General features: G+C 44.8%; 18 protein-coding genes. 1 reads left to right on the plus strand and 17 read right to left on the minus strand.

Annotation, left to right across the window (positions count from 1 at the left end):
• Positions 1-24 precede the first annotated feature (24 nt).
• From hpt to spoVG, 14 genes are all read right to left on the minus strand, one after another.
• A complete protein-coding gene (gene hpt, locus EC328_RS09300) occupies positions 25-561 on the minus strand; it encodes a hypoxanthine phosphoribosyltransferase (RefSeq protein ID WP_240671470.1) in 537 nt (178 codons plus the stop codon).
• Between the two features lie 19 nt (positions 562-580).
• Positions 581-1,960, minus strand: a complete 1,380-nt coding sequence (tilS, locus tag EC328_RS09305; RefSeq protein WP_128426531.1) for a tRNA lysidine(34) synthetase TilS — start codon at positions 1,958-1,960, stop codon at positions 581-583.
• A gap of 87 nt (positions 1,961-2,047) precedes the next feature.
• Positions 2,048-2,464, minus strand: coding sequence for a S1 RNA-binding domain-containing protein (locus tag EC328_RS09310; protein WP_128427043.1), 417 nt, complete (start codon positions 2,462-2,464; stop codon positions 2,048-2,050).
• Positions 2,465-2,532: 68 nt separating this feature from the next.
• Entirely contained in the window at positions 2,533-2,907 is a 375-nt protein-coding gene (locus tag EC328_RS09315; protein ID WP_128426532.1) for an FtsB family cell division protein, read from the minus strand.
• Positions 2,908-2,948: 41 nt separating this feature from the next.
• Positions 2,949-3,188 carry an RNA-binding S4 domain-containing protein gene (locus tag EC328_RS09320; RefSeq protein WP_128426533.1) on the minus strand — a complete coding sequence of 80 codons (240 nt, stop codon included), beginning with the start codon at positions 3,186-3,188 and terminating at the stop codon, positions 2,949-2,951.
• Positions 3,189-3,229: 41 nt separating this feature from the next.
• Entirely contained in the window at positions 3,230-3,529 is a 300-nt protein-coding gene (locus EC328_RS09325) for an HU family DNA-binding protein (protein WP_128426534.1), read from the minus strand.
• A gap of 66 nt (positions 3,530-3,595) precedes the next feature.
• The gene (gene yabN, locus EC328_RS09330) at positions 3,596-5,053 is read right to left on the minus strand and encodes a bifunctional methyltransferase/pyrophosphohydrolase YabN (RefSeq protein ID WP_128426535.1); all 1,458 of its coding nucleotides are present in this window, start codon (positions 5,051-5,053) and stop codon (positions 3,596-3,598) included.
• A gap of 18 nt (positions 5,054-5,071) precedes the next feature.
• Complete coding sequence (locus EC328_RS09335) at positions 5,072-6,688, minus strand: putative polysaccharide biosynthesis protein (RefSeq protein ID WP_128426536.1); 1,617 nt, start codon at positions 6,686-6,688, stop codon at positions 5,072-5,074.
• A gap of 25 nt (positions 6,689-6,713) precedes the next feature.
• Positions 6,714-7,634: a peptidylprolyl isomerase gene (locus EC328_RS09340; RefSeq protein ID WP_128426537.1), complete on the minus strand. Its 921-nt coding sequence runs from the start codon at positions 7,632-7,634 to the stop codon at positions 6,714-6,716.
• Between the two features lie 41 nt (positions 7,635-7,675).
• Positions 7,676-11,185, minus strand: a complete 3,510-nt coding sequence (gene mfd, locus EC328_RS09345; RefSeq protein ID WP_240671471.1) for a transcription-repair coupling factor — start codon at positions 11,183-11,185, stop codon at positions 7,676-7,678.
• A gap of 35 nt (positions 11,186-11,220) precedes the next feature.
• Complete coding sequence (gene pth / locus EC328_RS09350; RefSeq protein ID WP_128426539.1) at positions 11,221-11,799, minus strand: aminoacyl-tRNA hydrolase; 579 nt, start codon at positions 11,797-11,799, stop codon at positions 11,221-11,223.
• A gap of 22 nt (positions 11,800-11,821) precedes the next feature.
• A complete protein-coding gene (locus EC328_RS09355; RefSeq protein WP_128426540.1) occupies positions 11,822-12,769 on the minus strand; it encodes a ribose-phosphate diphosphokinase in 948 nt (315 codons plus the stop codon).
• 11 nt (positions 12,770-12,780) lie between these two features.
• Positions 12,781-14,166, minus strand: a complete 1,386-nt coding sequence (glmU, locus tag EC328_RS09360) for a bifunctional UDP-N-acetylglucosamine diphosphorylase/glucosamine-1-phosphate N-acetyltransferase GlmU (RefSeq protein WP_128426541.1) — start codon at positions 14,164-14,166, stop codon at positions 12,781-12,783.
• A gap of 127 nt (positions 14,167-14,293) precedes the next feature.
• On the minus strand, positions 14,294-14,557 hold the full coding sequence (gene spoVG / locus EC328_RS09365; protein WP_128426542.1) for a septation regulator SpoVG: 264 nt from the start codon (positions 14,555-14,557) through the stop codon (positions 14,294-14,296).
• A 238-nt stretch (positions 14,558-14,795) separates the two neighbouring features.
• Here spoVG and murC point away from each other — a divergent pair, with 238 nt between their 5' ends.
• Positions 14,796-16,205 (plus strand): UDP-N-acetylmuramate--L-alanine ligase, encoded by a 1,410-nt coding sequence (gene murC, locus EC328_RS09370; RefSeq protein WP_128426543.1) that lies wholly within the window; start codon positions 14,796-14,798, stop codon positions 16,203-16,205.
• 33 nt (positions 16,206-16,238) lie between these two features.
• Here the strand turns inward: murC and EC328_RS09375 are convergent, their stop codons facing one another.
• From EC328_RS09375 to EC328_RS09385, 3 genes are all read right to left on the minus strand, one after another.
• Positions 16,239-17,087 carry a 3-hydroxybutyryl-CoA dehydrogenase gene (locus tag EC328_RS09375; RefSeq protein ID WP_128426544.1) on the minus strand — a complete coding sequence of 283 codons (849 nt, stop codon included), beginning with the start codon at positions 17,085-17,087 and terminating at the stop codon, positions 16,239-16,241.
• A gap of 13 nt (positions 17,088-17,100) precedes the next feature.
• Entirely contained in the window at positions 17,101-17,880 is a 780-nt protein-coding gene (locus tag EC328_RS09380) for an enoyl-CoA hydratase-related protein (RefSeq protein ID WP_128426545.1), read from the minus strand.
• 66 nt (positions 17,881-17,946) lie between these two features.
• Entirely contained in the window at positions 17,947-19,251 is a 1,305-nt protein-coding gene (locus tag EC328_RS09385; RefSeq protein ID WP_128426546.1) for a glucose-6-phosphate isomerase, read from the minus strand.
• Positions 19,252-19,294 lie beyond the last annotated feature (43 nt).

Consider the following 19,294-nt stretch of genomic DNA (forward strand, 5'->3'; position numbering starts at 1 on the left):
CCTGGTTATCTAATCAATAAATCCTCAGCTGTAAATCTCTTCCTTCAGAGCCCCTACAAATGGGAAATTTCTGTACATCTCATTGAAATCAAGGCCATAGCCCACTACAAACTCATCCGGTATCTCGAAACCCAAAAAGTCTATGTGCACTCCTACAGTCCTTCTATCGGGCTTGTCAAGAAGAGTGCATATCCTTACGGAGCTGGCTCCCCTCTTTGTAAGTATGTCCTTCAGATAGTTGAGAGTAAGCCCTGTATCTATAATATCCTCAACTATAAGGACATCCTTGCCTTCAACGCTGAAGTCCAGGTCCTTCATTATCCTTACTTCGCCAGTGGATATGCTGGATTTTCCATAGCTGGATACGGCCATGAAATCTATCAGCACCGGCATTTCGATAGCTCGGGTAAGATCCGACAAAAATACGACAGCACCTTTCAGTATGCCGACAACTATAAGGTCCTTTCCCTTGTAGGCTTCGGTTATCTCTCTTCCAAGTTCCTTTACTCTCTTTCTGATCGCTTCTTCTTCAACGAGTATCTTTTTGATTGGATCGTTCAAATCATATCCTCCCATCGGTTTATTTGATTTTACTTATGGTCAACCTTAAATGATTTATCGTTTTTATATCAGCTGCAACCCGATTATCCACTGAATGTCCCACCACCCAGACTATGCCTTTTGAATCTGAAATTATGGGTATTTCGTTTCTTTGGTCTCTGGGTACTTTTTTGTCTATGAAGTAATCCTTCAGCTTCTTTGATCCGATTAGACCTGTGGGTGAGAACCTGTCTCCATCCCTTCTTTGTCTCAGTATCATCGTTCCCTCAAGCTTGTCACCATCTATGGTTGCTGTGAATTTTCCTCTTCCGCCTGTTTCAGCTTTTTCTGTATTCTCAACCTTTATGAGAAGACCCCACTCCGGTATCAGGTTATCCCCAGGGTTGATCTCCACCTCAGGAAGTTCTTCCCTGGCTGATCTTGATTTCTCAATGGAGAGCTCGTCGTAGGATACTCTTGCTATTATACCTCCCGGAAGGTCAAGGGTTGAGCCGGTGCGCCCATTTTGGAAAAGCTCCAGAACAGAGCTGACATGCTTTTCCTCGATGCCGTGGAGCGTTCCTTTTATGCCAAGTACAGCCTTTCGTATGAGTCTTTTTTTAAGAGGCGGCGACTCCATCGTAAAGTGGCTGCCACTAAAAATTATACTGTTATAGCTTTTGTTTTTCACTACAGAATTATATTTTTTTTCGACCGCATCCTCGATTATGGTACTATCCTCAGAGGCCAATAACGACATCCTGAAGAGTCCCTCAATTATATTCGGGTTGAAGTTCTCCATTATGTATGGAAGAAGCTCAAGTCTTATCCGGTTCCTGGTGTACACTGTCTGAAGGTTTGTGTGATCCTCAACGGTCTCGATGCCATTCTCTCTGATATAACCCTCTATCTCGTCCCTTGTTATATTCAATAAGGGTCGAATGATATCATCCTGATTGAAGCTCATGCCCTTTAAGCCATCGATACCTGTTCCTCTCATTATCCTGAAAAGAACAGTCTCGGCCTGATCGTTCATGTTGTGTGCCACAGCGATCCTGCCCTTGCCATAGCCTGCCAATACCTTTCTGAAAAAATCGTATCGAAGAAGTCTTCCCGCTTCCTCAGATGATATACCAAGCTCCTTGCCATGGGCAACCATATCCACGTTGATCGTGTGATAGGGAATCTGAAGCTTCCTTGCTACCTCTTCCACAAAGCGCTGGTCCCTGTCGGCAAGCTCTCCTCTGACGCCATGGTTCACATGGGCGATCGCAAGCCTGAACCCAAGTCTTTCCCTCAGGTTCACCAGGCTCATCAGCATTGCCATGGAATCCGGCCCTCCTGACACAGCTGCCAGAATGGTGTCCCCCGCATCGACCATTCCATACTCTATAATATTTTTAAGAACCTTTTTCTCCATCTGGATCACCCAATCCAAGCTGTATCATAATATACCCATAGTTTTTTTCTTCCACACAAATACAAAAAACCGGTTAAACCGGTTTTATCAATCGTTGCTGCTGTTTTTTTTGCCCCTCACTCCAAAGCTCTTTCTGCCGTCTTTGGTTTTGATTTGGTCCATCTTCTCATTGCTGTCCTTGAGGTAGCTGTTCAGCATATCTTCAAAGGACATGCTTCTCTGTCTGTCATCCTGCCTGCTCCAGTCTATTTCCACAGGCTTGCTTGTCTTAGGCTTGGCCTGCCTTACTGACAGACTTATTTTACCATCTGCAGATATGGACAATACCTTGACCTTGACCTTTTGATCCTTTTTTAAGTAATCCGAGACCTTTTCTACATAGTCGTGAGATACCTCTGAGATATGTACAAGTCCACTCTTTCCTTCTGGCAACTGAATAAAAGCACCGAAATTAGTTATTCCGGTCACAGTACCCTCTACTATTTCTCCAACAGATACGGGCATAGACAACCTTTTCCTCCTTACAAATGATAATATATCATGAGTATATATCAGCCTTGGGGTTATGTCAATTATTTATCTTTGTCAAAAACACTGTCCTTATTGTACTCCGGACTGCTTTTGTCTATGTAGATTATTTCCCTGGGCTTTACCATACCAAGCTCATCCCTGGCGATCCTCTCGACGAATTCCAGAGTGCCGCTTTTTTCGATCTGATCGTTCAAATCCCCGATCTTGTCCTCCAACTGGACTATCTCGGATTCAAGGACCTCTCTTTTCTCCTCAAGGCTATTCATTAGCTGTCTCTGATGATTCATGACCGTGACGAGATATATCACAAGCAGGACAACAAAAACATGTGATATTCTCAAGCCTTTTTTTTGTATCTTTCTTTTTCCGGACACAAAATCACCGCCTTTGAGAAATGTTGCTATTCTTACGGTCAATTATCTCATGTTTTATGATTATTTTCAAGTACTACCCTTGGCTAAATAACCTTGTACAGGCTGTCTGCCTGGTCCTTGCCCGCAGATTCCTTCAGATCCAGAACCTCCACCTTCATCTCGCCGTTGCCGAAGGAAACAACGATGACGTCTCCCACCTTTACCTCGTCTCCCGGCTTGGCGGTCTTTCCGTTTATCGACACCTTGCCCTGTTCACAGGCTTCCTTAGCTACAGTCCTTCGTTTTATGATCCTCGATGCCTTAAGATATTTATCTATTCTCATATTTACCCCCGAAAAAAAATCAGGTCATAGACCTGATTTTCTTATTTCTTCTTTCCTTTTTTAGTTACGTTTACGCTCTCCTTAAGTGCCTTGCCGGCTTTGAAAACAGGAGCTTTTGATGCAGGAATCTTAATAACTTCTTCAGGATTTCTAGGATTTCTTCCTTCTCTAGCTTTTCTTTCCCTTACCTCGAAGGTACCAAAGCCTACCAATTGAACCTTGTTTCCTGCTGCCAATGACTCCTCAACAGCTTTCATAAATGCGTTCAATGCTGCTTCTGCATCTTTCTTCGTAAGGTCGCTTTTTTCTGCTATGCTCGCGATCAATTCAGCTTTGTTCATTAATGATTCCTCCTTGTTTTTTATTTGCTAATTTATTCATACTTTTGAGTCCACAATCAGCAAACTTCACTCTTCAGATTTAGCCTTGTCCCATAGGGCATCCAACTCATTCAGACTCATTTCCTCCATCTGTATACCCATATTTTCAGCCATATACTCCATCTTTTCCATTCTTTTTGTGAATTTTCCAATGGTTTTATTGAGTGCTACCTCAGGATCCACCTTTAGAAACCTGGAAAGATTGACTACGGCGAAGAGAAGATCGCCGATTTCCTCTTCGGTATGGCTGTGGGAGGGCCCAAATACAGTGTAAGACTCCATTACCTCTAAAAGCTCCTCAGACACCTTGTCTGAAGGGCCGCTGATGCTGTCCCAGTCAAAGCCTATTTCAGCGGCTTTTTCCTGGACCTTGTAGCTCCTCATCAGGGCTGGAAGTCTTGGAATATTTTTCAATTTCTCTGAAAGGGTTGATATATTCCTATTTTCATACTTTATCTTATTCCAATTATATACTACTTCGCTGGAATTATCTACATTTTTTTCTGAAAAAACGTGTGGATGCCTTGAAATTAACTTGCTTGCAAGACCTGTCGTCACGTCAAACGGGTAAAATTCGCCATCTTCATACCCTATCTGAGTGTGAAAAACCACCTGAAGCAGTAAATCTCCCAACTCCTCGACTATGTGTTCAGGGTCCTCGTCCTCAAGTGCTTCGACCAGCTCATAGGCTTCCTCAAGCACAGCCTGCCTTATGGACAGGTGGTCCTGCTCTCTGTCCCAGGGGCAGCCGTTCTCAGCTCTGAGCTTTGCCATTATGTCGACTATGTCCTCGAAGGAATACCTTGATTTTCGGTCGCCGACAAGAGCGGGAACGAGAAGGCTTGTAAGGGCATCTATATAAGGAGACCTGTCTATTTCAGAAAGCATAAGCCTCTCTACATTCTGATCGGGCAGTCCAGCCCTGTGAACAAGGCAAACCTCGTGCTCATCGCCATATATTTCCGACAGGATCAGCTTGATGTCAGACATTATTCTTGGATTATAGACCTGGGTGATTATTATGTTGCTTCTTATGCTGACATCAGTCGATTTAAGCTCTGCTCCATCCAGGACCTGTAGTCCGTCTACAGGGTCTATTCCTGTCGCCTCAAGCATGGGCTCGATAAAGCTCATTCCTGAAACGAACTTAAGCTCTATGTCATCAGTTCTGTCTGCCAGAAGCTTTACAGTTCTCTCCGCAACCATAGGATTCCCGGGAACATAGTAGTTTACGATGCCATGGGTCTTAGCCTCTTCTATCAGTCTTTCAGTTATGGAGGAATAAACCTCCTCAAAACTTTCAGAGGTATCATAGTAGCTGTCAAAGGCTTGGTAGGCTATCCCTCTGGTCTTGAAATAATCCACTGCAGGATGCTTCTCGGTCCTTAAAAAATGTGGTCCTTCTCCGTTTATCCTTTCAACAGCCGCTAAGGTAAGGTTGTCCGGACTTCCAGGCCCTAAGCCTATTACAAAAATTTTATCCATAGAATAGCTCCTTACGATTTATTGTTTTTCGCTTTTCAGGAATCTGCCAAGCTTGTCAGCAATTCTTCCTCCCTTGGAGAACATGGCCAGGTCCTCCCTGGTTATAGTTCCCGTCACGATCAGAAGTACCCCATACACTACAACTCCCAGTCCCACTGCTCCAACCGTTGCCAGCTTGTCAGGCATTATTGATGACATTGCCATGTAGCCAAGCTTTACGACTGCCGCCATCCCCAATGAGGACATCAGCGGCTTGAGAAGTATCTTTTTGAGATCAATACCGGCATTGGCCGTTTTGATAACATAATAGAAATCCAGTGTGGCCGCCACAGCATAAGCAGTTACTGTACTTATGGCTGCACCCTTTACATTTATTGCAGGGATTCCAGTGAGAATATAGGTAAGGGTAATCTTAGCCAAGGCACCGAAGAATAGATTTCTTACGGGTATGATCGGCTTTCCAAGTCCCTGGATAATGGCGGTCAGAGCCTGTACAAGGGTCAAAAATATCACTCCAAGGGAAAGATAAGTCAGAATGTCCCCTGTACTTGCAATTACAGAAGGCTCATTATTGAAGTACAACAGTGCAATTATAGGCTTGGCAAGTACGAACATCCCAAGTGCCGCAGGAAGTCCTATCAAAAGCGTCATCCTGATGCCGGATGAAATGAGACTGCCCAGCTCATCCCGTGCTTTCCTGGCGCTTGCAGTCGAAATGGCAGGCACAAGACTCATTGAGATCGCTATCGAGAAAACCTGGGGAAGATTCACCAGCGTTTGAGCCATTCCAGTGAGCTGACCGTAGAGGTCGTTGGCAGTTTTCGAGGTGTAGCCGATATCCTGCAGTCTCCTGAAAACGAGTGCCGCATCCACTGTGTTCATTATAGGGGCTATTGCTGAACCAATGGTTATCGGTACAGCAATCAAAAGCAGATCCTTTATGATGCTCTTAACAGGATATTCCTTGCTTATTATTGTTGTGGCTATCTCATCCTTTATAGAGCTTCTTCTTTTTAAGTATATGATGATTATTGTTACTGCGCCGATGATTGCACCCATGGATCCTCCGAAGGATGCTCCGCCTGCAGCTATAGGAAGTCCCTTGTCAAGGAGCAGTACGGTAAGTCCAAGGCCTGTGGCAACCCTGAACAGCTGCTCCAATACCTGGGACAATGCCGTTGGGAACATGGTCTGGCTTCCCTGGAAAAATCCTCTGAATGCTGCCATTATGGGGACGAATAAAAGCGCAGGTGCAAGTGCGAGCAAGGCATAGTAGGCATTTGGATTACCGATCGACTCTACTATCATTTCTGCACCAACTGCAACTGTAAGGGATGTAAGTATTCCCAGAACCACCAATCCCACCAGGGAAACCTTGAAAACCTTGTGGGCGTTCCTGTAGTCACCAAGAGCCCTCTTTTCAGAAACCAGCTTTGCGATCGCAACGGGTATCCCTGCAGTTGAAAGCGTAAGCAAAAGGACATAAATCGGATAGGCAGTCTGATAATAGCCTATACCTTCATCCTTTATAATATTGGAAAGAGGTATTCTGTATACCGCTCCCAATATCTTTACTATGATGCCGGCGACACCAAGTACCGCTGCACCCTTTAAATAATTCTGACTTTTAGTCATTATTGCTCCTCCTGATGCCTTAAGGCTATTCTGTGAATTTCTTTACTTCAGCCTCAGCCCTAAGCTCTTCTATATATTGAAAATATTTTTCTTCCCTTATTGTTTCTATCACCTTGTCGGCAAGCTCCTCATAGGTGTCCATTCTATCCATAACCCATATTATGTGATATCCTACCTCTGTCTTGACGACCCCGCTTACTTCTCCCTCCTCCAACGAAAAGGCCTTCTCTTCAAACTCAGATATCGAGTAGTAGCCCCTTGAAAAGTATCCAAGGTCTCCCCCTCTTACAGCCGATTCACTGTCCAGGGATTCCAGCATTGCAACCTGAGCGAAGTCCTCTCCATTTTGAAGTCTTTGTAATACTCTTAGAGCATCCTCCTCTGAGCCAAGAAGTATGTGGCTTGCCTTAACTTCTATTAGGCTTTCGCTGTTTTGTGAGTAGTAGTCCCTTGCCTCATCGTCACTGATTTCGATTCCTGAAAGGATCAGTTCCCTGTGCTTGTCAATGATAAGCTGCTCTCTTTCGTATTTCCTGAAATATGAAAGATCGAAGCTGTTTGAATCAAGGAAATCCTGGAATGCCTGCTCTCCGCCCAGCTCCTCCTTGACAGATGAAATCCTCTGGTCGATCTCCTCCTCGGTAACTGAAATCCCGTTCTCCTGAGAGTCAACTTCGATTAGCTTCTGGATTATGAGGTTCTCGAGGATGTTTTCACTCAGACTTTCACCTAAGGTCTTCCCATCCATACCCACCTGGGATAGTGCGTCGTCGCCGTATTGCCTCTCGAATCTCGCCTTGTTTACCTGGAATTCCATATCGAACTCATCCTGTGTTATCTCCATCCCATTGACTTCTGCAACTACTCCTTCCCTTGCATTCTGGCAACCTGCCGGCAAGGCAACGAGTACCAAGGTAAGCAATATTGCAGCTATCTTCTTATTCATTAAAATCACTTCCCCCTCTGAAAAAACCAACTTAGAATATATTACGGCCTGCTGAAATTGTCAATTGCTTCAACCAAATCCTTCAACCTGTTTATTATATCTGTCTTAGTCGTTATAGTTATCCCGGGCTCTGTTGAAAGATCAAACTCAATCTCTCCTCCATATTTCCCTGAGAGCTGGTTTATAAGCTCAGGCTTCAGCCAGTCGGGGGATGCGAAGTCCAGTCTGGTACTGTCACTCAGCTGGAGGATATTTTTTATGCCATTCTTGCTCGACAAGGCCCTTATATAGGAAATGTTCATCAGGTTTTCAACAGGCTTTGGAAGATCTCCAAAGCGGTCGATCAGCTCATCTATAAGCTCCCTGTAGTCATCCATGCTCTCCACTGAGGATATTTTCTTGTAGATCTCTATCTTCTGGTCTTCATCCTCAATATACCTGTCGCTGATAAAGCCGTCAATCTTAATATCAACCGTCGTGTCGATCCTTTCATCGACGACCTCTCCCTTAAGCCTTCTGACTGCTTCTCCAAGGTACTTTACATACAAGTCATAACCAATAGACTCGATATGTCCATGCTGCTCCATACCAAGAAGGTTTCCTGCCCCTCTGATTTCAAGGTCTCTCATGGCGATCCTGAAGCCTGACCCGAACTCAGTGAACTCCTTTATGGCTCTCAGTCTTTTTTCTGCAACCTCGCTTAGCACCTTGTCCTTTTCATATGTGAAGTATGCATATGCTATCCTGTTGGACCTGCCGACTCTTCCCCTTAGCTGATACAGTTGAGAAAGTCCCATTTTATCAGCATCGTGGATTATTATTGTATTTACATTGGGGATGTCCAGACCGGTCTCGATTATTGTTGTACATATAAGTACATCAGTTTCCTGGTTCATGAAATCCATCATGACATTTTCAAGCTCCCGCTCGGGCATTTGTCCATGCCCCACTGAAAATACAGCCTCCGGTACCAGGTCCTGGAGCTCGGAGGATATCCTGTCGATCTTCTCTACTCTGTTGTAAACGTAGTATACCTGGCCGCCTCTTGAGATCTCCTTGATTATTGCCTCCCTGATAAGAGACTTGTTGTGCTCGGTCACATAGGTCTGGATAGGATATCTTTCCTCTGGCGGATCCTCTATTACAGACATGTCCCTTATCCCTACAAGGGACATATGGAGTGTCCTGGGTATGGGTGTGGCAGTAAGAGTAAGCACATCCACGGACTCCTTCAGTTTCTTCAGCGCTTCCTTGTGCTTGACTCCAAACCGTTGCTCCTCATCCACTATCAAAAGCCCAAGATCCTTGAACTCAACATCCTTGGAGAGTAGTCTGTGTGTCCCAACGACGACATCTATCATCCCCTTTTTCAAGAGCTTGATGTTCTCCTTCTGTTCCCTGGCAGACCTGAATCTGCTGAGCATTGCAATTTTTACGGGGAATGTTCCAAATCTCTCCATAAGTGTATTATAGTGCTGTTGGGCGAGTATGGTGGTAGGTACCAATATGGCAACCTGCTTCCCGTCCATTATTGCTTTAAATGCAGCTCTTAAGGCCACCTCAGTCTTCCCGTAGCCGACATCTCCACAGAGAAGTCTGTCCATTGGCTTTGGAGTCTCCATGTCCTTTTTGATCTCCTCAGCTGACTGAAGCTGACCCTGAGTCTCCTCATAGGGAAACATGTCCTCGAACTCTCTCTGCCAGGTCGAATCCTCTGAGAAGCTGAAACCCTTGAGCTTTTCTCTCTTTGCATAAAGCTCAAGGAGATCCTGTGCCATGTCCTCGATTGCCTTTTTCGTTCTGGAGCGGGTTTTTGTCCAGTCCCCACCGCTTAGCTTGTTTATCTTTGGCTTTACGGAGTCTGATCCAATATATTTCTGGATCATTCCCATCTGGTCAATCGGGAGGTAAAGCCTGTCATTTCCCTTGTACTGTATGTGGAGGTAATCCTTTTTTATACCCTGGACCGCAAGCTGCTGAACTCCAAGGTACTGACCGATCCCGTAGTTTTCATGAACTACAAAATCCCCTTCCTTAAGATCCCCAAAGCTTAATGAGGAATCCTTGGAAAGAGGTTTTCCTTTTTTCTTTTTGGTTCGCTTTCTTCCGCTTCCAAAAATATCTCCGTCACTTATTACAGCGAGCTTGACTCCCTCGTACTCGAAGCCAGTTTTTAACGAACCGGGAGTTATGAAAAGCTGGCCGCTTTTTATTTCTGTATCCCTTGTCTCATGGTACTCTGAGGCTGTATCCAGCTTGTCAAGCATGTCCTTAAGCCGTTTGCCTCTGCCTTCCGTACCGGATAGTATTATCGTTTTATAGCCCCTGTATTTGAACCTCTCGAGATCTTCCTTAAGGAGATCCAGTTTTCCGTGATAGACCGTCATCTGCCTTCCCTGCAGCTGATGTATAGACTTTGGAGGAAAATCATGGTCCTGCTTTAGGAATGCCGCACTGGTAAGGCAGGTGAATTTACTGGTATTATCTATGAAGTCCTGAAGCCTTATTCTTGAATGAAAATGGGATTTAAGCACCTCTCCTGCCTGAAACAGCTCTGAAACCCAGCTGTCGAAGCTGTTCTCCAGGGATAGCTTGGACTCTCTGATTCTCCTGGGCTCATCTAATAGAATGACTGCGTCCTCTCTAAGATGATCGAGAATATCCGATATGGTCTCAGTTTCAAGGTATGGCAGAAGAATATCCCTGTTGGGAATGTGGATGCCTTGCTTAAGCAGCTCGATGTATTTTCCGAATTTCTCTTCAGCAAGATCTCTTGACTGCTTTTCTGTGGATGCCTTCACGTAGGATGAAAGATCCCTCGAAATGGCTTCTGCAATAACTGAACCATCCCTGGGAATAAGAATATCCCTTGAGGGATAGATCGTGATGCCGTCAAGGACCTCGAGGGATCTTTGGGTCCTGAAGTCAAAGCTTCTTATGGAGTCGACCATTGTGTCAAAAAATTCTATCCTGGAAGGATTCTCCATGTCTGGTGAGAATACGTCAAGTATCCCTCCCCTGAGGCTGAACTGGCCTTGAGCCTCGACCATGCTTACTCTCTCATAACCCGATGCTATGAGTTTGTCGGTTATTACATCGAGAAGGTGCTCCTCTCCAAGGGAGAGGCTTATTCTATGAGTCTCGAGAGTTTTTCTTGAAAGGATCCTGTCGGAAATGGCTTCTATTGAAGCTATGACAATTGTGTCCCTGGATTCAAATAATCTTGAGACGGCTTTAATTCTTTGGTGGGTCCTTTCGTGACTGTGAGCATCTATGTCGTAAAATAAAAGCTCTTTTCTGGGGAAGTGTACAGTCCTGGCTTCTCCGGCGATGCTTTTTATATCCTCATACAGCTGTCTGCTTCTAAGCTCGTCATAGGTTATTAGTAAAAGCTGCTTTCCAAGATGCAGATTGAGGGCAGCAGAAAAATGTCCAAGGTTCTCCTCCATGAGGCCGTGGACTGCAATTGGTGTAGTTTTTTCCTCAATATCCTTTAGAAGACTTCCGTAGGACTTGAGATGAAGCAATGAATCAAGCAAAAAATCCTTCATTTCCATTCCTCTTCCATAACGCCGGAAGCCCAGGTTTAATCCTGGGCTGTATTTTTTATATTGAAGCTGTTCATGGCTGCGTCGATACCATCTTTCAATATCGCTTCTACAGCCTCTGCAGCCTTTATTACCATTTTATCAACTTCTTTTCTCTCATCAGTGGAAAACCTGCTTAAAACGAAATCCGCCAGGTCCCACTCCGGAGGTTTCTTCCCAATGCCAAGCTTTATCCTTGTGAAGTCGTCCCTTTTCAGATGATAGATTATAGATTTCATACCGTTGTGCGAGCCTGCACTACCTTTTTTCCTTATTCGGGTCGTGCCAAACTCGATGTCTATGTCATCCACGATGACAATAAGATCCTCTATGGACAGCTTGTAGTACTCCATAGCTTCCCTTAAGGCTATCCCGCTGTTGTTCATGTAGGTCAGGGGCTTCATGAGCATGACCCTCTTGCCGGCGATGGTGCCTTCACCTGTGAGGGCTTTGAATTTTATCCTGTCAACCTTGATGCTGTTGGTTCCCGCCAGTCTGTCAACCACATCGTAGCCCACGTTATGCCTGGTCTTATCATATTCTTTTCCCGGGTTACCAAGACCCACTATCAAAAACACTTGACCATCTCCCAATGCCGGATCACTCGAAAATTATACTTACTGATTCGTTGGAATTGATCCTCTTTATTGCCTCTGCAAATAGTGGAGCTACGCTTACAACCTCTATCTTATCAATTTTAGCTTCGTCAGACAATGGAATAGTATCGGTTATTACGAACTTCTCAAGCTCAGAGGTGTGGATCCTTTCCAATGCAGGGCCGGAAAGAACACCGTGGGTTGCACAGCCGTAGACCTTCTTGGCGCCGAAGCTCTTCAGAACACTGGCAGCCTTTACTATTGTTCCTGCGGTATCTATAATGTCGTCTACAAGGATCACATTTCTCCCCTCGATTTCACCTATAACATTCATTACCTCCGAGACATTTGCCTTAGGTCTTCTCTTCTCGATTATTGCTATGGGCAGATCCAGAATGTTGGCAAAGGTTCTTGCTCTTGTTACTCCGCCAAGGTCGGGAGATACTATTACTGTATCCTCATCTACTATATTTTTGAAGTAATTTGCAAGCAATGGAATGGAAGACAAATGATCCACCGGAATATCGAAGTACCCCTGGATCTGACCTGCATGGAGATCCATCGATACTACTCTGTCTGCTCCCGCTGTAGTTATTAGGTTTGCAACAAGCTTAGCTGTGATCGGCTCCCTTGCCTTGGTTTTTCTGTCTTGTCTGGCATATCCGTAGTAGGGGATAACTGCATTTATCCTCCCTGCTGAAGCTCTCTTTACTGCATCGATAAGGATCAACAGCTCCATCAGATTGTCATTTACAGGTGAATTTGTGGGCTGAATTATGTAGACGTCGCAGCCTCTTACGGTCTCACCGATATTGACGTTTATCTCTCCGTCGCTGAAATGAGTTACTTCGCAATTCCCAAGCTGGATATCCAGCTCGGAGCAAATCTTTTTGACTAAATCTCTATTGGCATTGCCTGTGAATACCTTTACTCCTCCAAGACAAAGGTTCATTTAACTTCCTCCTATTTATGTTTTTTGAAGCCCTTTTTCTCAACCCAGCCTTCTTTGTTGACCTGCCTTGCTCTTGCTATGGAAAGCTCGCCTTCTCCCACGTCGTCAGTGATCGTGGACCCTGCAGCTATATATCCCCATTCCTTTACCTCGACCGGAGCAACTAAATTGGAATTGCTGCCAACAAAGGCATGATCTCCCACTATGGACCTTGATTTTGAGACTCCGTTATAGTTTACAAACACTACTCCACAGCCAATGTTTACATCCTTGCCGACATCAGCGTCTCCAACATAGGAAAGATGGCTTGCTTTTGAGCCGTCCGCTATGTTTGCATTTTTGACCTCTACAAAGTTCCCAATTTTTACACGTTCACCAAGTACGCTCTTTGGTCTGAGGTGCGCGTAGGGACCTATGTGAGTACCATCTCCCACTATGCTCTCTTCTATCAGCGAAGATTCTATATCAACGCAGCTTCCTATTTTACTATCCCTGATCCTCGTCCCGCCAAGAAGCTGGCAATTTGTTCCTATTACTGTTCTGCCCTGCAGCACCGCTCCTGGATATATAACAGTATCCCTGCCGATCTCTATACCTTCCTCAATGTATGTTCTTTCGGGGTCGATTATGGTTACCCCGTTCAGCATGTGCAAGGTATTGATCCTCTTTCTCATTATACTTTCTGCTTCGGCCAGCTGTACTCTCGAATTGACTCCCATGATCTCGGTGTGGTCCTTTGCCTCCAGGACACCGACCCTATATCCTCTTCCGTTAAGTATACCTATGACATCAGTAAGGTAGTATTCTCCCTGACTGTTGTCATTGCTTATTTCCTCCAGACCTTCCTTCAGTGTGGAGGCTTTGAAGCAATATATCCCGGAGTTGATCTCCCTTATGATTTTTTGCTCTTCAGATGCATCCCGCTGCTCTACTATCTCCAGTAGTGATCCATCTGTTTTTCTTATGACCCTGCCGTATCCTGTCGGGTCATCCATGACGGTAGTAAGAACTGTTGCGGAGTTATCGTTCATCTCGTGATGCTCCATCAGGTCCTTGAGCGTCTCATTCTTTACAAGCGGAGTGTCCCCGCAAAGAACGACGACAGTGCAGTCGTCATCAATATGTGGCAGAGCCTGCATTACTGCAAATCCAGTACCGTAGGGTGCTCCATCATGCATCGGCTGCTCCACGAACACTATGTTCTCTCCCGATATCTGCTCCAGGATATCTTCCTTTTTGTGACCCACTACAACTAAATTTTTATCCATGCCTGCCTTTGCAGATGCATCCAGCACGTGCTCAAGCATCGGTCTGCCGCATACCCTGTGCATCACCTTGGCAAGGTCGGATCTCATCCTGGTACCTTCCCCTGCAGCCAATACTATGCTTACTTTCATACTATATACACCTCTTTTTTAATTGCCTCTATAATATTTTAACCCATTTAACCTATAAGTCTACCCCAAATCATCAATATTTTAATAAAATACTCCCCTATAAAGCAAAAGAGCCCATCGGGCCCTTTTACTCTGCTGTCAGCGACTTCTCATACTCTGAAAAGACGGCTTCCTGGATTTTTTGCCTTGTGGTGGCATTAATTGGGTGAGCGATGTCTCTAAATTCACCGTCAGCCATCTTCCTGCTTGGCATGGCAATAAATAGTCCGTTTTGTCCCTCGATGACCTTAATGTCGTGAACGACGAATTCATCGTCAAACGTAACTGAAACTATCGCCTTCATTTTGCCTTCCTCAGTAACCTTTCTTACCCTTACGTCAGTAATCTTCATTGTCTCACCACCTTCCCCGACGCATCAATCGCATTCACTATATTTATTCTACATTTTTTTCAAAAATCCTTCTTTTTTTTGAAAATTGTAAATTTTTTATTGGTTTTTTTGTTTTCACCATGTGAATTTGTCCTTTAATATTATTTTTGGTATGATATAATCATTCAATGGCAGGAGCAAGGCATATAAATTGCCCTCCAAGGCCATTATAACCGAAGTATATTCAGGGGGAAAATAAATGTTTGAATTTTATTTTGATGCCAAGGCCTATAATAAGGTCCACTTCATAGGGATAGGCGGCATTAGCATGAGTGGAATGGCAGAGATACTGCTAAGCAAGGGCTACCAGGTTTCAGGAACAGATAACTCGGACAGCCACATCGTCGGCCATCTGAGAGATCTGGGAGCAAAGATCTATATAGGGCATTCTCCAAGTAACATTGGAGATGCAGATCTGATAATATTCACTGACGCGATTGCACCAGACAATGTCGAGCTTATTGCTGCAAGGGAATCAGGAGCTTGTGTAATAGACAGAGCATCCTTTTTGGGTTCGCTGATGAGAAATTACAGGAATTCGATCGCTGTATCGGGTACTCACGGAAAGACTACTACAACCAGCATGATCGCAACTATAATAAATAACCCACAGATGAATCCCACCATACTTCTGGGAGGAGAGCTTGACTCTATAGGCGGGAACGTGAAGCTAGGAACAAATGAATTCCTGCTTACTGAAGCATGTGAATATAAGGCGAATATTCTTAAATACCATCCGTCCATGGCGATAATTCTAAATATTGACGAGGACCACCTGGACTTTTTCAAGAGCATAGACCATATAACCGATACCTTCAGGGAATTTGTGGATAATCTTACTGAAAGGGATGTGCTTATTGCAAATAATGACGATGAGCATGTCAGATTGCTTGCAGGTGCTTGCAGGGGAAAAGTCGTGACTATAGGAATTGACTCAGACGCTGATTTTATGGCTAAAAACATATCCTTTGACCCTCTTGGGTACCCTTCCTTTGATCTCTATGCGGAAGGCAGCTTCGAGAGTAGTCTTAAGCTTGGCGTAATGGGCAAGCATAATGTGTATAACGCTTTGGCGGCTATCGCCGCCTCATATTCGATGGGAGTAGACAGGGATCTGGTTCTGGAAAAGATATCGTCCTATGGCGGGGTTCACAGAAGACTTGAACTTAAGGGCTTTATGGGAAACGTAAGGATCATCGATGATTACGCACATCACCCCACTGAGATCAAAGCATCGCTGAATGCCATAAGGAATTCCACTGACGAGAAGGTATTTTGCATATTCCAGCCCCATACCTTTACGAGGACTAAGATACTCCTCGACAGCTTCTCAGAGGCATTCTCGGACGCAGACAGAGTAATAATCGCTGACATATACGCAGCAAGAGAGCTTGACAACGGAGAGATACATTCAAGAGATCTTGCAGAACTTATTCGAAGAAGAGGCTACGAGGCAGTTTACCTGGGATCCTTCAGTGAGATCGAGGAGTATATCCTGCAGGAAGTTTCAAATCACGATACTGTAATTACCATGGGAGCCGGAAACATATATCAGGTAGGAACCAATCTTTTGAACAGATTTAGCGCTGACAGCCAAAAAGCAATTTAACCCCCGATCCGGGGGTTAAATTTTTTACATATATTAATAAGCAAAGAAGCCCTTCCCGGTCTTTCTTCCAAGAAGATTCGCCCTTACCATTTTTCTTAATAGAGGGTGAGCCCTGTATTTTGGATCCTGATATTCATTGTAGAGTACATCCATTATTGCAAGACATACGTCGAGTCCAACAAGATCACCTAAAGCCAATGGCCCTATGGGGTGGTTTGCACCAAGCTTCATGGCTTCGTCTATATCCTCTGCAGTGGCTACTCCATCGGCAAGTATCCCGACAGCTTCGTTGATCATTGGTATAAGTATCCTGTTTACGACAAATCCCGGAGCCTCTGCTACCTCTACCGGAGTTTTCCCAAGAGATTTCGACAATTCAATAATTGCATCCTTTGTCTCTTCTGAGGTTGCAAGTCCTTTTATTACCTCAACCAGCTTCATTAAGGGTACCGGATTGAAAAAGTGCATGCCTATGACCTTGTCAGGTCTTCCGGTTGAATTGGCTATCTCGGTTATTGAAAGAGATGATGTATTGGTGGCAAGTATGGTGCTCTCCTTGCATAGCTCGTCAAGCTTCTTAAAGGTTTCCTTTTTGACCTGCATATCCTCTGATATCGCCTCGATGACCAGATCACTGTCCGCGACATCGTCAAGATTGGTTGTAATAGTAATGTTCGCGAGAGTTTTATCCTTTTGCTCAGCAGTTATTTTCTCCTTGGCGACCAGCTTTTCAAGCGTCTTAGCTATAGGAGCTACGCTTGCCCTTGGGTTGCTCTCGTCGATGGATCTGACCCATACATTTACATCAAAATCTCTCTCGGCAAATATCTGAACTATACCCAATGCCATAGTTCCTCTGCCAAGTATGCTTACCTTCTTCATAATAGCACCTCCGTTATTTTACTTTAAATTCAGGCTTTCTTTTGTTAAGAAACGCATCCATCCCTTCCTTTTGGTCCTCTGTTGCAAAGCATAGACTGAACAGATTCCTCTCTATCTCCATTCCTGTCTCAATGTCAGTTTCAAAGCTTCTGTTGATCGCTTGCTTTGAGTATCTGACTGCCAGCTGACCCTTTGAAGCTATCTTCTCTGCCAGCTCCATGGATTTTTCCATCAGTGACTCAGGTTCAGTAACCATGTTTACAAGACCCAGCTTTTCCGCTTCAAGTGCATCAATTACATCTCCTGTAAAGATCATCTCCTTAGCCTTGGCTGGTCCAACAAGTCTTGCAAGGCGGTTCGTTCCCCCAAATCCAGGAGTAACTCCCAGGTTTACTTCAGGTTGTCCAAACTTGGCCTTACTTGATGCGATCCTTATATCACAGGACATGGCAAGCTCGCAGCCACCGCCTAGTGCAAAGCCATTGACTGCAGCTATGGAAGGCTTTTCCATAAGCTCGACAGCCCTGAATACCTCAAGACCCAGCTTTGCAAGGCCTCTTGCCTGGTCCGGACCCATATCCTTCATTTCTGCTATATCGGCACCAGCTGCGAAGGCTCTTCCTTCGCCTGTCAATATTAGGACATGTACCGAATCATCAGCAGATATTGAATCAACCGCTGATTTAAGCTCAACCAAGAGCTTATAGTTCAATGCGTTCAGTGCCTCAGGTCTGTTGATTGAAAGAGTTGCAATACTTCCGATTCTATCGATCTTCAAATGCTCGTAGGTCATTTCCATCCCTCCCATTGACTATAATATATCAATACACAGAAAATGGCAATATCAGGTTATTTCTGATCAATATCCGGATTTGCCCAAAAGCCTGAACATATTTCTTTTGTACTGCTCGACACCCGGTTGGTCGAATGGATTGACTCCCTGGATATATCCGGAGATGGCGCATGCCTTCTCGAAGAAGTATATAAGCTTTCCGAAGGAGTATTCATCAAGCTTTGGTATAGTAATGGCCAGATTGGGGACGCCTCCTTCCAGGTGTGCAAGAACCGTTCCCTCGTATGCCTTCCTATTCACGTTTCCAATAGTCTTTCCCTGAAGGTAGTTCAGCCCATCCAGATCATCATCGTCTCCCTTAATTACAATGTCCCTGTCATGACTCCCCACAAGAATAGTGGTTTCAAATATATTTCTGGCTCCATCCTGGATCAGCTGACCCATAGAGTGAAGATCTGCAGTGAAGCTTACGCTTGCAGGAAATATCCCCTTTCCGTCCTTGCCTTCAGACTCACCATAAAGCTGTTTCCACCATTCTCCAAGGTATTGCAGAGACGGCTCATAGCTTACCAGTATCTCTATGGATTTACCCTTCCTGCTTAAAATCTGTCGGGTGGCTGCATATTGGTAACAGCTGTTTTCATCCAGACTGGGATTGCTGTATTCTATGGCTGCAGCATGAACGCCCTCCAGCATCCTGACGATATCTATCCCTACCGCTGCCAGAGGAAGCAGGCCTACAGCAGTCATTACAGAATATCTCCCGCCAATGTCATCAGGTATAGTAAAGGTTTCATAGCCTTCTTTATCCGCCAGGGTCTTAAGAGCTCCTCTTGCCCTGTCAGTTGTCGCGATAATCCTCCTTGATGACTCCTCCAGTCCATATCTTTTTTCCATGTAGCTTCTGAAATGTCTGAAGGCTACCGCAGGTTCAGTTGTAGTTCCCGATTTCGATATGACGTTTATGTATATTTCCCGTCCATCCAGAAGGTCCATAACATCCGAATAGTATTTAGGAGACATGTTGTTGCCTACGAAGATCAGCTGCGGTGCCTTTCTGGCGCTTTTATCCAGAAGATTGTGGAAGCTGTGGGACAGAGCTTCCATTGCCGCTCTGGCTCCGAGATAAGAGCCCCCAATTCCGATAACAAGAAGTATATCTGCATTTTGTCTGATCCTTTCAGCTGTTGTATGGATTCTTTCCAGCTCTTCCCTGTCGATCGTCTCTGTCCATTCAAGCCAGCCTGTGAATTCGCTCCCCGGGCCTTTCCTGTCATGGAGAAGCTGGTGGGCGATGTCCACCTGTGGTTTTATTATCTCGATTTCATGTTCCTTGATGAAGCCCTTTGAGTAGTCAAATTCAATAAACACAGTATCCCTCCTGTCTAAAAATATAACCCAGAATCAAATTCCG

The organism is Gudongella oleilytica (assembly GCF_004101785.1).
GTDB classification, from domain to species: Bacteria; Bacillota; Clostridia; order Tissierellales; family Tissierellaceae; genus Gudongella; species Gudongella oleilytica.

Coding starts and splice junctions, on each gene's coding strand:
- tilS (WP_128426531.1), bottom strand. CDS start 1,960: ATGGAGAAAAAGGTTCTTAAAAATATTATAGAGTATGGAATGGTCGAT.
- EC328_RS09310 (WP_128427043.1), bottom strand. CDS start 2,464: ATGCCCGTATCTGTTGGAGAAATAGTAGAGGGTACTGTGACCGGAATA.
- EC328_RS09320 (WP_128426533.1), bottom strand. CDS start 3,188: ATGAGAATAGATAAATATCTTAAGGCATCGAGGATCATAAAACGAAGG.
- EC328_RS09325 (WP_128426534.1), bottom strand. CDS start 3,529: ATGAACAAAGCTGAATTGATCGCGAGCATAGCAGAAAAAAGCGACCTT.
- yabN (WP_128426535.1), bottom strand. CDS start 5,053: ATGGATAAAATTTTTGTAATAGGCTTAGGGCCTGGAAGTCCGGACAAC.
- EC328_RS09335 (WP_128426536.1), bottom strand. CDS start 6,688: ATGACTAAAAGTCAGAATTATTTAAAGGGTGCAGCGGTACTTGGTGTC.
- EC328_RS09340 (WP_128426537.1), bottom strand. CDS start 7,634: ATGAATAAGAAGATAGCTGCAATATTGCTTACCTTGGTACTCGTTGCC.
- mfd (WP_240671471.1), bottom strand. CDS start 11,185: ATGAAGGATTTTTTGCTTGATTCATTGCTTCATCTCAAGTCCTACGGA.
- EC328_RS09355 (WP_128426540.1), bottom strand. CDS start 12,769: ATGAACCTTTGTCTTGGAGGAGTAAAGGTATTCACAGGCAATGCCAAT.
- glmU (WP_128426541.1), bottom strand. CDS start 14,166: ATGAAAGTAAGCATAGTATTGGCTGCAGGGGAAGGTACCAGGATGAGA.
- spoVG (WP_128426542.1), bottom strand. CDS start 14,557: ATGAAGATTACTGACGTAAGGGTAAGAAAGGTTACTGAGGAAGGCAAA.
- murC (WP_128426543.1), top strand. CDS start 14,796: ATGTTTGAATTTTATTTTGATGCCAAGGCCTATAATAAGGTCCACTTC.
- EC328_RS09375 (WP_128426544.1), bottom strand. CDS start 17,087: ATGAAGAAGGTAAGCATACTTGGCAGAGGAACTATGGCATTGGGTATA.
- EC328_RS09380 (WP_128426545.1), bottom strand. CDS start 17,880: ATGACCTACGAGCATTTGAAGATCGATAGAATCGGAAGTATTGCAACT.